Source organism: Paenibacillus sp. CCS19, from assembly GCF_033239625.1.
In the GTDB taxonomy this organism is placed as follows: domain Bacteria; phylum Bacillota; class Bacilli; order Paenibacillales; family Paenibacillaceae; genus Paenibacillus_T.
Genome location: NZ_BTCK01000048.1, coordinates 20,300 through 33,972 on the forward strand (window position 1 = coordinate 20,300; position 13,673 = coordinate 33,972).

Annotated in this window: 9 protein-coding genes; 1 reads left to right on the forward strand and 8 read right to left on the reverse strand. The window is 52.8% G+C overall.

The window, feature by feature from the left end; all coding sequences use genetic code 11:
• Positions 1 to 6: 6 nt before the first annotated feature.
• From SBI19_RS24485 to SBI19_RS24520, 8 genes are all read right to left on the reverse strand, one after another.
• Complete coding sequence (locus tag SBI19_RS24485) at positions 7 to 606, reverse strand: adenylyltransferase/cytidyltransferase family protein (protein WP_317972150.1); 600 nt, start codon at positions 604 to 606, stop codon at positions 7 to 9.
• Between the two features lie 29 nt (positions 607 to 635).
• A complete protein-coding gene (locus SBI19_RS24490) occupies positions 636 to 2,039 on the reverse strand; it encodes a nicotinamide phosphoribosyltransferase domain-containing protein (protein ID WP_317972151.1) in 1,404 nt (467 codons plus the stop codon).
• A gap of 102 nt (positions 2,040 to 2,141) precedes the next feature.
• Positions 2,142 to 2,921, reverse strand: coding sequence for an NUDIX domain-containing protein (locus tag SBI19_RS24495; RefSeq protein ID WP_317972152.1), 780 nt, complete (start codon positions 2,919 to 2,921; stop codon positions 2,142 to 2,144).
• Between the two features lie 542 nt (positions 2,922 to 3,463).
• On the reverse strand, positions 3,464 to 7,627 hold the full coding sequence (locus SBI19_RS24500; RefSeq protein ID WP_317972153.1) for a choice-of-anchor I family protein: 4,164 nt from the start codon (positions 7,625 to 7,627) through the stop codon (positions 3,464 to 3,466).
• Between the two features lie 1,147 nt (positions 7,628 to 8,774).
• Positions 8,775 to 9,698: an L-lactate dehydrogenase gene (locus tag SBI19_RS24505; RefSeq protein WP_317972154.1), complete on the reverse strand. Its 924-nt coding sequence runs from the start codon at positions 9,696 to 9,698 to the stop codon at positions 8,775 to 8,777.
• Positions 9,695 to 10,486, reverse strand: coding sequence for a formate/nitrite transporter family protein (locus tag SBI19_RS24510; protein ID WP_317972155.1), 792 nt, complete (start codon positions 10,484 to 10,486; stop codon positions 9,695 to 9,697). The genes SBI19_RS24505 and SBI19_RS24510 overlap by 4 nt, the downstream gene beginning before the upstream one ends.
• Positions 10,487 to 10,714: 228 nt before the next feature.
• A complete protein-coding gene (gene tatC / locus SBI19_RS24515) occupies positions 10,715 to 11,467 on the reverse strand; it encodes a twin-arginine translocase subunit TatC (RefSeq protein WP_317972156.1) in 753 nt (250 codons plus the stop codon).
• Positions 11,464 to 11,694 carry a MerR family transcriptional regulator gene (locus tag SBI19_RS24520; RefSeq protein WP_317972157.1) on the reverse strand — a complete coding sequence of 77 codons (231 nt, stop codon included), beginning with the start codon at positions 11,692 to 11,694 and terminating at the stop codon, positions 11,464 to 11,466. The genes tatC and SBI19_RS24520 overlap by 4 nt, the downstream gene beginning before the upstream one ends.
• A gap of 345 nt (positions 11,695 to 12,039) precedes the next feature.
• Between SBI19_RS24520 and SBI19_RS24525 the strand changes: the two genes are divergently transcribed.
• The gene (locus tag SBI19_RS24525; RefSeq protein WP_317972158.1) at positions 12,040 to 13,647 is read left to right on the forward strand and encodes a flavin monoamine oxidase family protein; all 1,608 of its coding nucleotides are present in this window, start codon (positions 12,040 to 12,042) and stop codon (positions 13,645 to 13,647) included.
• Positions 13,648 to 13,673: the final 26 nt, after the last annotated feature.

Below are 13,673 nucleotides of genomic sequence, written 5' to 3' on the forward strand. Positions count from 1 at the left end.
AACGGATTACAATTCGAGACTAGCCGCCTCTTCTTCAGCCCGCTCCCGATAATAGTCGATCTCCAGCAGCGCCGTTCGGATTGTCTCGAACTCGTCGTGTAAGGCAGGGTTCGTGTATACTTGCCAGTATCCTTCGTCACCTGCGATAACCGCCTCGCGAAGCAGCGTAGCGCTGATCGGAATGTCCGCGCGAGGCACGGCCAGCTGATGAATGCCCGCTATGGCGTCCTCCGGGAACCATTGTCCGCGCTCCTCGTCATCCCCTGCAATCATGAGGTCGAGCTTAGGGAATCGGCGGTCAATGCCGTATTGCTGCGCTGCATGGAGCAAATACAGTCCCCACGCATGACTGTGGTCGCCTTCATGCGAATAGTCTACAAGCGGCGCGATCTCGATCCGTTTGCCGTACACTTTGCGCAGCAGACGTACGCGAAGCTCGATATCCAGCGGATTGCGCACCGTTCCGCGAAGCTGTGCGGAGCCGACCAGCACCAGCACTTTGTCGCACACATCCAGCGCCGTTTCGATCATTCGTTCATGTCCGATATGCAGCGGCTGGAACCGTCCTAGAATAAAACCGAATCGATAAGGCTTGCTCTTCGACATCGGCAGCGCCTCCTTGTTTGAACCGTCATTTATAAATACTGTTCCGCGAGCGCAGCGATTTTCCTCTCAATGGCAGCCGATAATTTGATCGCTTGCTGCTGTGGATTTTGCACTCGAATCCGATCGCGAACTTCATTCCAGAATACGGCCCCAGCATCCATCATATGCGGCTCGCCCGTTCCGTCGTGCCTATAGATTGTTTCGTATACGTCTTCCCCGGCCGTTGCAGCCTCGTCATGAGCCACCGCGATCAACTCACCGTCTATGCGCACCAGCTTCACGCGGCCCGGAATGCTCCGCTTCAGCGCTACCATGGCGAACTTCATGCGATCCTTGCCGTTGCTGTATGCCGTCTTCATCGCCCAGCCGTACGTATCGCGGTCGATGTGGTTGTAGAAGCCCGATCCGACGCCGTATGCGACGAACGCCAGCGGCACGCCTTCCGCCTCAAGTCTTGCGTCGTAACGCTTCACTTGTTCGAAGTTCATGCCTTCCCCGATGATGACGCCGACGGCATCCAGCAGATCATGCGCTTGCGCCACCCGATAAATCGCGATCGCCTGCTCCAATACATCGCCGCTGTCCGGACGCATCACAATCCGTACGCCCCGCTTACGCGCATGACGGCCCAGCTCCGGCAAATACTGCTCGATAACGCGGTTCGCATCATACGTATCGATCACCAGTGCAACGATTTTCTCGCCTGCATCAGCCGTCGAGTCGATCGCGTGCATGAAGCATGCCAGTTCATCGTCATACTGCTGCGTCACCTTGTGCGCCAGCGCCGCGATGCTGCCGATCACCGCTTGCGGTGTGTGGCGCGTCGTGTGATAATCATCCGTTCCTTGCAGCGACAAGTTCCAAGCCGTGCCCGCCCAGTACGCATCCTCCAGGCTCCGATGTCCGCGGAAACCGAAGCTGTGAATCCGCCACAGGAAGCCGCCATCCGCGCCATGCTCTTCTTGTTTCGCTTCCAAATAACGGCGCATGTGGAACGCCTCCGTCGCGCATCCGCTCGGAAAATAAGCATGCATGAACATGCCCTCCCACCATGTCACCAGCTCGCCGAATCCTTCAACCGTATTGTACACTTGGGCAAAAGGCGTACCCGCCGGGCACCACGTACCCTCTGGAACCGACTCAACCGCGATCGGCGCGAAACCGTTGCACTCGTTCACCACTCGAAGGAACAGCTCCGACGGGAAGGTAAGACCTTGCATTGCCGCGCAGCGCTCAGCCTCTGCCACATGCGCCTCCGTGATTCGGATCGACAGCAGCTCCGTCACCGTCTGGCGCAGACCATACAGAATCATGCCTTCCTTCCGGTTGTACAGATGGCTGACTTCCCAGTCCATATTGCATTTCAAGCGAGCGTGCGACAGGTTATAGCTGTCCGTCAGAAGCAGCGGATTATTGCGAAGTGTATTCAACATAATAATGACCTCCGTTAATTGGATATTATTGTATTTCGGCTGCGTGCGGCAGTTAATTTATAGTCAATTCGACTATATAGATGATCTAAAATATATCCGAGCTTAGAAAAGCCCGGAATTATAAATCGAGATGCGCGGCTCGTAGTCCGTGTACACATACAGCTGTGCGGGGCGGTTCGAATTGCGGTCGGTCGTCTTCGGCTGGCCGCCTTCGGTCACCGCTTCGCGGATCAGCCCTTGTCTTGCCTTCGTCGTCATCAGGTTGCGCTTGAAGTTCGCGATGTCTTCCTCGAAGGAAGGAACAACCGTCTGGATGACCTGATACAGCTCGCGGATCGTGAACTCCTCCGGCAGAAACTGCTTCGCAATCGTCGTCGTCATCATCTTCGTCTGCACATAAGTGAGCGCGTCCTGCAGCAATTCATTATGATCGAACGCCAGCTGCATCTTCAGCGCCTCGTCGAGCGGGAACAGCCTCACCTCGTCGGCATCCGTATCGGCGGCAAGCTTCAGCAGATAAGCTTCCTTCACAAGGGTACAATAGAGAACGGAAGGCATCCACCCGCGCGGGTCGCGGCCCGGATAGTAGACGGTCTTGATCTGCTCGATCATCACGTCCTGATCGACGTTCGTCTCTTCTTTCAGCTCGCGGTACGCTGCCTCAAGCAGCGTCTCCCCTTCCTTCGAGAATCCGCCTGGCAGCGCCCAATAACCTGGGTACGCTTCGGAGGATGCGCTTCGCCGTACAAGCAGAACGTCGAGTCTGCGATCGGCGAGCATTCGGTAATTGCCCTGCTTGGCGTGCGATGTAATCGTGAATATGGCGATGTCGACCGGCAGTCCGTCCGGTGACCGGTATTGTTTCGGTTGTTGGTGTGTCATTCGAGCACCTCCTTGATGTTTCCAGTATACGCGGGATTAATCTATATTGTCAATACGACTTTATAGAATTAATGCCCGATTTATTGCTCCCTATTAAAAAAATAAATGAGAGCACTATAGAAAGGGAAAGGTTAGCCCACGGCACGCCGATGGTCGGCTCCCTAACCCATGTTGGTCGACATTGCGTCTTTAGTGATTGACTCCCTAAAGGATGCCACCGTGCTTATTTCTCATAAAGCACGGCTTTATTGATACTAACGGATGAGACAGTACTTATTCTCTTAGCTTTCTACATTAATCGGTACTTTCTAATGTAATAGCATCGCTGACAACCGTTAAAGGAGATAACACCAGCCGTTGCATAACCAGCCCTTACCATCTCGTTATCAGCTTTATAATTGCTCTCAGCATCCTCCGAAATTGTTCCCCTGCTTGTCCCCTCTTTGTTCATAATAAAAAAAGGCGCAGGAGATAGAAGATCTCTCTCCCATGCTCTACGCCTTTCGTTAACTCATGGCATATCTATTTAATTGAGCTCTCGATTATTGGCCGTTCGTCAGACTGAGCAGCAGCAGTGCGAGCAGCTTCGCCGTCTCTGCACGTGTTGCTGGCGCATTCGGCGCGAAGGCAACGCCTTCGCCGCCAGCGACTGGGCGGCCCGTAATGAAGCCCGCTTGCTGGGCAGCGTTAACCGCGTCAACTGCGTATCCAGCAATCGCATCTGCATCGGTGAATTCGATAGGCGCCACAACCGACTGAAGCTCATAGCCCAGCGTGCCTAGGAATCGAACGAGCATCGTCACCAGCTGTTCGCGCGTTACTGGCGCATTCGGCTGGAATGCGCCGCCGCCGGTACCTGATACGATGCCGAGATCTGCTGCCCACTCCACTGCCTGCGCGTAGTAAGCATCCGCATCTACATCGTTAAAGCTCGCGCTCGTATATGCGCCTGGCTGTACGCCTGCGATACGCGACAGCATCAGAACGAGATCAGCGCGCGTCAGGTTCGCTGCCGGCGCGAATTGATCATTGCCTACGCCGCCAATAACGCCGCGTGCCGCGAGATACGTAATCGCTTCTGACGCGAAGTTGTTTTTCGTATCCGAGAACGTCTTCTCGCTGTAATCAGCTGCAAAACCATTGCGCAGCGTATCGACGCGGAACAGCACTTGACCCGTTTCAGCATCATAGATGCCGAGAATAATTGGAGAAGCAGCCCCATTCGACGATACCGTATATGGAATGACCGCAAGCGGGTTATTCCCTTGCGCCAGCTTGTACGGCAGGCCAATATACAAGCCGCCTTGCAGCGAAGTTACTTCCTTGCCGCCAACGAGCAGATGAACGCGCACCACTTGCTTGCCTGCAAGCGCCCCAGTACCCTCTTCCGTTGTCAGTTGGATCTTAACGCTGCCATTCCCATTGGAACCAATCGAAGCGAGCAGGCTCTTCCAAGCGTCTGCATCCAGCACAATCGTTCCTAGGTTCGTCTCCAGCATGATCGATTCGATACCCGTCAAGCCAGCCAGCAGCTCAACTGCATTCGCATTCAGTACGACCGTTCCGCCTTCCGACACTTCAGCCTGGATAACGAGCTCATTCTTGTCTGCCTTGGCATCCTTCAGATCAGCCAAAGCTTTATTGACGAGTTCTGCAGTCAGCACAGACTGCGGATCGCCATTCTCATCTTTACCTGCAGACAGCTCGAACGTCGTATGCGATGTGCCATCGCTTATCGTTGTCACAGCCTTGCCTTCGCCTGCTTCAGAGCTATTGTTAGCTTCGCCCGCATTGGCACCCGGATTAGAGCCTGTCCCTGGCGTAATGCTGCCCGTCGACGCTGCATTGACTGTTACGGTTGCAGCAGCAGCGGCGTATTGATCTGCGCTGACAGCCTTGATGACAGCAGTACCTGCTTGGATTGGCGTTACTTTGCCCGTATTATCGACCGTTGCTACGGATGGGTCGGACGACGTCCATGTTACTGCCGACGATCCGCCTGCAGCCGGCACAACCGCTGCCGTCAATTGGCCCGCCATACTGCCAGCCGTAAGACTGAGCGTTGTTGCATCCAGCGACAGCTTCGACACGTTCAGCTGGAACACGGCAACCGTTCCGCTCACTTCATAAGCAACGAGCAGCAGCGGCAGACCCGTTGGGCTGATTTCGGCTGGAATGTATTCGATCCCTTCAGGACCCGTATCGGTATTCAGGTTATCTTTGGGCGTAAAGACACGCGAATTCGTATAGTTCAAGAACTTCGCATCTGCCGGGTTCGTTACGTCGTACATCATAACGCCGCCGATACGTTCCAGCCCTACGAACGCAACAGAACGCTCGCCGACTTGTCCAACCTTTACATCTTCCGGCTCGGGACCTTTCTTGGAGCTGCGGGCATCCTTCTCCGTTGTGTCGTGCCCGGAGTTGAAGAAGTCCGGAATCCGCTCTGCCGTAATTTTCTCAAAATCATTGCCGCTGTCGTACGTCTGCGCCATCGTGCTCGCATTCCAGATCGAGAACGAACGTCCGCCATACATGTAGATGCCGTCCGTTCCCATATCCGTCATGACTTCGACTTTGTCATAGGCCGTTGTGCCGCTTACGAATTTGGCCGCTTCCGAATTAGGATCTAGTCCGCTCTTCACGCTGGAGATTTTGCCTGCGTTCGTGCGACCTGGCCACTCGGTTGCATCGCCTTCGTTCGCGCTGACGACGTAGGTCTGACCGTTCACCGTATAAGAAGCGATGCCATCAGGCATATATACGCCTTTGAATGGTACGTTCTCGAATTTGATTTCTCCATTCTTCAGAAGATCCAGACTGTTGCGCGGGAGGCTCAGATCCTTCAGTCCAAGCCCGTTCACCGCGGTGAACTGCTTGCTTGTCAGATCCAGCGTTGCGATCGCATTGTTCTCCTGCAGCGATACATACGCCGTCAGCGCGTCACCCGACAGGGCAATATATTCCGGCTCCAGATCATAGAGCGCATCTTCCTTCGAACCGCTGCCCGTAATGACTCCCGACGCATTAGACGCGCCGCGAATATGAACCTTATCATCGATAACCGCTGGGTTAGAGAACTCTGCGTTCGTTGCCGTGCCCGTCGTCGTATCGAGAATCGTCACACTGCCTTTCGGGTCGACGCCTGCACGAGGCTCACCTTCATTGGCCGTCAGCACATGCTTGCCGTCTGGCGTCGATTTGATCATATCCGGCTGTACGCCCGCTTCATAAGAAGCAATCAGTTTGCCCTCATAATCAAGCTCGAGGATGAGGCCATTCTTCGTTGGATCCGATTCTTGTACGGATAAGTAAACACGTTTATTCTTCGTGTTAATATCAATGCTCGTCAAATCGCCGTATACGAAATGACCGTCACGCTCAGATAATTCCTCCACGTTGATGGTAGTGTCCTTCGCCAAATGGTTCAGGCTCCTGCCGTCTCCAACAGCCAGGCTGACGATTTCCAGACTTGCCGGTTCGGTCGAGCCGTTCACGAGATAAAACTTGCCGTTATCCTTATTGAACTTCACGATCTCCGCTACGCCGCCTTCAGGATCTGTTTTGCCGACGGAGTAGGTGCCGATCTGGCTGACCGTGAATTGGTCCGTATAGGCGCTTGCGTCCGCGCTAATCGTGTAGGAATGCGAGACCGTCAATGCCGGCGTTGTCGAATCCGATACGTGAACCGTAACAGCAGCCGCATCAACAGGTGCGCTAACGGTACCGGCGATCACGCCTGTTGCCGGATTGATGGACAACCCTTGCGGCAAGCCTTCAGCGGAGAACGTATATGGCGCTGTTCCGCCGGAGGCAGCAATTGTCACCGAGTATGGAATGCCAACTGTTGCGGTCGGAAGCGATTGCGTCGAGATGCTGATCGGCGGCACCGTTACCCCCCATGGACCATAGGCGGTGTTGCGCGGTCCCACCTCAGCAATGACGGTGCTTGCAGCGCTGTAATCGATTTGTTGGAAGTCCGTCTTATTCGTATCCGTATCGATTCGATCGATGCGGCGAATCGCCTTCTTCTTCGATGTCCCTTCCGTCGACCCGCTCAGATATGCCGTCTCATAGCCATCCATTGTACTGCCGCTGTCGTTGCTGCCCGTACCTACCATATCGACATAGCCAGCCGCCTTCGCGCCGCTGCCGTCAACATCGAACGGATTCACGCTGGTCAGCTTGTCCGTTCCTTTAATAAGCGCAACCTTCAACCCTTTGTTATTGATATACCGATCCCACACCAGATCCGCCTTGCCTGTCAGATCCACCTTAGCGCTCGCTGCCGCTGTTCCTGTTGCTTTGCCTACGATCAAGAAGCTCGAATTCGCCTTAATGACGCCTGTCAGGTTAAGCGTCTCCCAATCATTCGTTGGGCCTGTCGTAGCGCTCGTACCTCGGTCCGCATATTGCAGCGTCCATCCAGACAGATTGATATCGGTCGTTGTAGGATTATAAAGCTCAATGAATCCGTGTGTAGCATAAGCATCCGTTGCATCACTCAACCCTGCGCCATAAACCTGGTTTATAATAATGTGCGGCACCGTCTTATCATAGCTGCCGTCTGCTTTATACGGAGTCCCTACCGCCGCAGCGCTGTCTGCAGCGAATGCAGCCGGAGCGCTGAACGCCGAAGTCGTGCTGAGAATAATAGCCGATAACGCGATTGCCGTACCGAATTTGCGGGTGTAACGCGTGAACATGTATTTATAACCTCCCATGTGTATTCTCATTATTCTGAGAAAGAATAGCATGGGCTTGTAAACGGGACATGTTCATTTTCTAAAAGGTTTGTAAATGGAAATGCAAACAAAAGATGACCCTCAAGCACTCATATGCTCGGGGGCCACCTCCTTCTTCATTCTTTGCGATCATCAACAGAACGTGATATTACTCAACTACCGCTAGAATAGCAATCTCATGCTGACCACGCTTGCGCTTCCGAGCTAAGCACGGCGTTGTATACTTTCACTTCATCCATCAGTCCATTGTATCTTTATAGCAATCGTTTCCGAACAAACAAGAAAAGACAGGCGCCATCGCACCTGTCTAACTAATCAACACTTACTAGCCGTTTGACTTACCTCATTGTGGAACTGATTTATATTTCCTCTGCAGGAAGAAACGATGAATGCATGTGAAGAAGTGCATCGATAGTTGGAATAGGATTACGGCTGGCACAACAAAGAGATGCATGAATATACCATCACCGAATATAAAATCTTGAATCAAAGCCGACAAATCTCTGAATAACAACAGAAGAGTCAAGAAAGTCCCAATCACTGAAAGGGACAGGTATAGAAATGTTTCTAGAAGCAGCGCTATTATTTTCGATTTGATCTTCAACTTCAACATAATCTGATTAATTACGAACGCTATTGGCATACCAAAGAGAAATACCGCAATGAATACAAACGGACAGACCGCAAAAAATGTTTGAAAATTAAAGATGACGCCATCGTCTCTGGAAAGCATAGCAGCACCGACCGAATAAAGGATGACCGTTGTAAGGAAGGAATACATGTAGATATTAGTTTCCAGCTTCTTCAATCGCTTATCGACAATGTTCAATCTAATCCCCCCTGACCACGTCCCATGCCAGCCCCGTTATCATTCACTAACTAGAGCGAGGTGTGCGCTCGGTTTTTCCACATATCTTCGCCACTCCTTCAGTTGTATCCTGTTCCATAATATGGACAATTAGCGAACGTTTGAACTACCGCACAACGGCTTACCCTGCCACTTAGTAAACAATCAACAATTAACAGTTAACACACTTTAATGCTCTATCTAAGCCCCGCGCACAACGAAAAAGCCGGCGCAATAGCGCCGGCCTCATCGATACACTCTCTAGCCGACCGCAGTCTCAATCGACTGAATAAGCGACTTCAGCTTATCCGCCGACTTGTGCAGCAGCGTTCTCTCTTCGTCTGTCAGCACGATGTCGAGCACCTCGCGAACGCCTTGGCGGTCGACGACGCATGGTACGCCCAAGTACACATCCGATACGCCATGGTAATCGTTCAGCAGCGTCGATACGTTCAATACAGCCGCTTCGTTGTGCAGGATCGCCGTTACGATCCGGTCCAGCGCCAGCGCGATCGCATAATAAGTCGCGCCTTTTGCTTCAATAATCTGATACGCCGCATCGCGTGTATTCGTGTAGATGCGCGTCTTCGCTTCTTCATCCAGCTTCAGCTGCGAGCCCGCTACGTTGGCAAGGCTCCATACCGGCAGCTCCGAATCGCCGTGCTCGCCGATAATGTGAGCATGCACGCTGCGCGGATCGAGCTCCAGCTCTTCGCCGATCAGATAGCGGAATCGAGCGCTGTCGAGCAGCGTACCCGAGCCGATGACCCGGTTCGTCGGCCATGCCGATTTGCGCAGGCAGAAGTAGCTCATTACATCAACCGGATTCGTCGCGATCAGCAGAATGCCGTCTTCGTTATATTTCAGCACCTCCGACACAATGCTGTCGTAGATGGCGATGTTTCGTTTCAGCAGATCGACGCGCGTTTCGCCCGGCTTCTGGGCTGCGCCTGCCGTAATGATAATAATGTCTGCGCCTGCGCAGTCCTCATAAGTGCCCGCCCACACCTTCGTCTGGCCGACGAACGGCATGCCGTGATTCATATCCAGCGCATCGCCAACAGCCTTCGCTTGATTCGCGTCTATAAGCACCAGCTCATCCGCACGTTCCCGCAGCAGCAATGTATAAGCAGTCGTCGAGCCTACCGCGCCTACCCCGATTACAACAACTCTTGTTTTCTTCATGGTTGATTCCCCTCTTCTTCGAATGGTTTATTAACCGTGTGATACATGAAGCCCATTAATATCGCGCCGCCGACCATATTGCCAAGCGTCACGGGAATTAGATTATGAATAATACCGCTTAAAGTAACCTGTCCAGGCTCCCCAACGACCAAGCCGATCGCGAACGTGCACATATTAGCGACACTATGCTCGTAACCGGATATGAAGAAGCAGAAGACGAATAACATCATCGTGAACAACTTCGGCCCGTCGCCCTTCATCGCCATCGGAATGAAGAAGGCCAGACAGACAAGCCAGTTACAGAGCAGCGCCCGGAAGAACAATTCGAAGGTAGAGGCGTGCAGCTTCTTCTCGACTACGCTTAGAAGAAATCCATTCACTGAAACATCTCGGAACAAGCCGGTCGACCAGATAAGCAGCGCGAATGCGAACGCCCCCAGCACGTTGCCGATATAGCAGAGCAGCCACATTCGGGCAACCGTCGGCCACGCCAGCTTCCGGCGCAAACCCGCAATCGTGAAGTAGAACGTGTTACCGGTGAATAAATCACCGCCCCCGTACGAGATAAGTATGATCGCCGAGCCGAACGTCAGCGCAGCCATTGGGTACGCAAGCGGACTGTGTTCATTGAAGAATGCGCCGCCGGACTTGAACGCCACGATGACGCCGAAGCCGATGAACATGCTGGCGAGCATCGCGCGGAGCAAGGATGTCAGCTTGCTTACCTCATAAATATGATGCTTCTTCAACGCAAGCTGTTCGACTTGCTGCAATGGGATATGCTCCATATTTCCCGCCTCCTGCCGCCTTAAGGATAGCCTTCATTATAGGGCCGGCTCATTCATTCCGCTGTGATGTTTGTCACAATCGAGCGGGCGAAGCACCCATTTATAACAACAGCAATCCCAATCCGTATAATTTTAACAAAAATAAGAAGTTGATCCATAAGCCATAAGCACTGGCCTACTGAACAACTTCTTATCATTAAAACGATTAACATGTTTAATGGAAACCGATTACCCTGCCGCTTCAGCCAGCGGCATCGCAGTCTTGCGGCCATAAACGATCCGAGACAGCGCCACGCTTATCTCGTACAGCAGCACGAGCGGTACATATACCATCAAATGCGAGATCAAGTCCGGCGGAGATATAAGCGTTGCAACTACGACTAGAATCAGATAAGCGTAACGTCGCATGCGGCGCAAGACCGTCGGCGTCAGCAGACCGATGCGGGTTAGAAACATGACCACGACCGGCAGTTCGAACGCAATAGCTAGCGGAATAACGATGCTGAACATGAAGCCAAAATATTGTGAAACACCATACGTTTGCACAAGCTGCATGCTTTGCGCAATCTGAGTCGTAAAGCGGAAGCTCATTGGGAAGACGACGAAATAACCGAACGAGATGCCTATGACGAAGCATGCCGTGGTGTAAGGTACGTAACGCAGCGCTGCCGACCTTTCCGTAGGATGCAGGCCCTGCTTAACAAACCCCCATAGTTGGAACAAAATGAACGGCAGCGATACGGCAATTGCGAAGAGGAACGCAATGTTCATATACAAGCGAATGCCATCCCACGGCGAGAAGACGTTCCATGTAATGCTGGAAGCAGGCGGAACACTCTTGAGATAGTTCAATACCTTCGGCGCAAGAAACAACCCGACAGCCATAGAGACAAGAACAACGGCTAATATACGCCACAGCCTAGTGCGCAGCTCCGACAGATGCGCAATGACGGTCATTGTCGTTTCATCGCTAATCTTCATTCGTTGCTCACCCTTCCAAGCTTGCGGAGCTCGAACGTATTGTAACCGTCCCGCAGCCGTTCGTTAATTTCCTTCAGCTTCTCCACATCTTCGAATGAGAACTTCCTTGCCCCGCCCTTCGTCCGGATCGGGAAAACCAACTGTTTCTCCTCGTAATACCGGATTTGTCTTTCCGTCAAACCAGTCAAGTCGCACACAGTTCCGATGCTCATTACCTTCTCCTTCATCGCCCAACTGCCTCCCCTACTGCGTCTCGTTAGTGGTCTCGGGCTCGAGAGCCCCGCAGAAGTTTATGTTATATAACCTTACACAGAACTTCCTTGGACGAAATATTATCAGCATCCTCCTGAAAACTCAACGGGGCTATTAGAACTATTTTCATAGGCTTTTTAAAATAAACTACGTTAAAACAGCCGTTTTTATCGCGTTTGTAACGTTTCGATTCATTTTAATTATCGCATCGATAACTTTTATTTATGTTAGGTTTCCTTACAAAGAGTTGGCGAATCTTTCATCCCCCATGCTACAGTGTGGGCAGAGTCAGACAACGACCTACCAAAGGAGCTGAGCACATGGAGACGAAAGAAACGCCCAATGAAGTATCCCGCAGGCAATTTCTAACGACAGTCGGCAAGATCGGCGGCGCAGCGGCCGTATTCAGCGTCATGGGCACGATGGGGCTATTCACCCCAGAGACGATGAAAGCTGCCGAATACGAACCTCCATCCAGTTGGGATCTGAAAGGCACGAACCGTTCCGGCAAAAAGATCGTCATCCTCGGCGCAGGTGTCGCTGGTCTGACAGCAGCCTATGAGCTCGGCAAAGCCGGCTATGACTGCACGATCCTCGAAGCGAGAGCACGCTCCGGCGGCCGCGCCTGGTCGGTGCGCAAAGGCACGACCGTCACCGAGGTCGGCGGCCAGAAGCAAGTCGCCCGCTTCGATGACGGCCACTACCTCAACGCTGGACCAATGCGCATCCCGCAATTCCATGTCACGATGGAATACTGTCGAGAGTTCGGCATTGAGCTCGAGCCATTCAACAACGTCAACGAAAGCGCCTACTATTACAACGAAGGCGTTGGCGAGCTGTCCGGCCAACGTGTCCGCAAACGTGCGGGCAAGGCCGATTACAGAGGCTATGTCAGCGAATTGCTGGCGAAGGCTGTCAATCAACCAGGCCTCGACTTGCCGCTTACGCCAGAGGAGAAAGACAAGGTCGTCGCTTACCTTCGTTCAGAAGGCAACCTCGACGCCGACCTGTTCTACAAAGGCTCTTCGCGCGGAGGTTACAAGGACGAACCCGGCTCACGCCTTGACGCCGGCGTTATCCGCGATCCGTTCAGCATGAAGGCGATCATCAACTCCGGCTTCGGCAGCTTCTTCAGCAGCGAATACAGCTACGATCAGCAAATGATGATGTTCCACCCGGTCGGCGGCATGGACGCGATTCCGAAGGCGTTCGAGAAGCGGATCGGATCAGAACGCATTAAGTTCAACGCCGAAGTAACGGAGATCAAGCATGTCGGCGAGACCGTCGAGGTCACGTACACCGACCTGTTCACAGGGCTGCCTAAGCAAATCGTCGGCGATTTCTGTATATGTACGATACCGCTGTCCGTCCTTAAGACGATCAAGCACGACTTGTCCTCCGAGTTGACGACAGCTATCAACAACACCAAATACGCGAATGCCGGTAAAATCGGCATGCAGTTCAAACGGCGCTTCTGGGAGGAAGACGATCAAATCTTTGGCGGCAACACGCTGACGAACATGGACATCTCCTCTATCTATTATCCGCCGACCAAATATTTCTCTAAGAAAGGCCTTCTGCTCGGCTACTATGCGCAAGGCTCTAACGCCGACAAGATCGGCGCCATGTCATTCAAGGATCGCGAGCTGCACGCCCTTGCGCAAGGCGCCAAGATTCACCCGCAGTACTACAAAGAATTCGAGTCGTCATTCTCCGTCAACTGGAAGACGATCAAATATAACCTCGGCAGCTGGGTATCTTACTCGGGTGACGAACGGAAAACGAATTACCCTGTTCTTTGCAAGCCTGACCGCCGATTCTACCTTGCCGGCGAGCATATCAGCTACATAACGGCATGGATGGCAGGCGGCATTGAATCGGCACGCTCGGTCGTTACCGATATTCACGAACGCGTCATGAAGGCCTAATTACTAAATTTCTCGGGAGGGAAGCA

What these genes read in the sequence shown, in the direction of transcription:
- SBI19_RS24485 (WP_317972150.1), bottom strand. Translation starts at nt 606, where the DNA reads ATGTCGAAGAGCAAGCCTTATCGATTCGGTTTTATTCTAGGACGGTTC.
- SBI19_RS24490 (WP_317972151.1), bottom strand. Translation starts at nt 2,039, where the DNA reads ATGTTGAATACACTTCGCAATAATCCGCTGCTTCTGACGGACAGCTAT.
- SBI19_RS24495 (WP_317972152.1), bottom strand. Translation starts at nt 2,921, where the DNA reads ATGACACACCAACAACCGAAACAATACCGGTCACCGGACGGACTGCCG.
- SBI19_RS24500 (WP_317972153.1), bottom strand. Translation starts at nt 7,627, where the DNA reads ATGTTCACGCGTTACACCCGCAAATTCGGTACGGCAATCGCGTTATCG.
- SBI19_RS24505 (WP_317972154.1), bottom strand. Translation starts at nt 9,698, where the DNA reads ATGAAGAAAACAAGAGTTGTTGTAATCGGGGTAGGCGCGGTAGGCTCG.
- SBI19_RS24510 (WP_317972155.1), bottom strand. Translation starts at nt 10,486, where the DNA reads ATGGAGCATATCCCATTGCAGCAAGTCGAACAGCTTGCGTTGAAGAAG.
- tatC (WP_317972156.1), bottom strand. Translation starts at nt 11,467, where the DNA reads ATGAAGATTAGCGATGAAACGACAATGACCGTCATTGCGCATCTGTCG.
- SBI19_RS24520 (WP_317972157.1), bottom strand. Translation starts at nt 11,694, where the DNA reads ATGAAGGAGAAGGTAATGAGCATCGGAACTGTGTGCGACTTGACTGGT.
- SBI19_RS24525 (WP_317972158.1), top strand. Translation starts at nt 12,040, where the DNA reads ATGGAGACGAAAGAAACGCCCAATGAAGTATCCCGCAGGCAATTTCTA.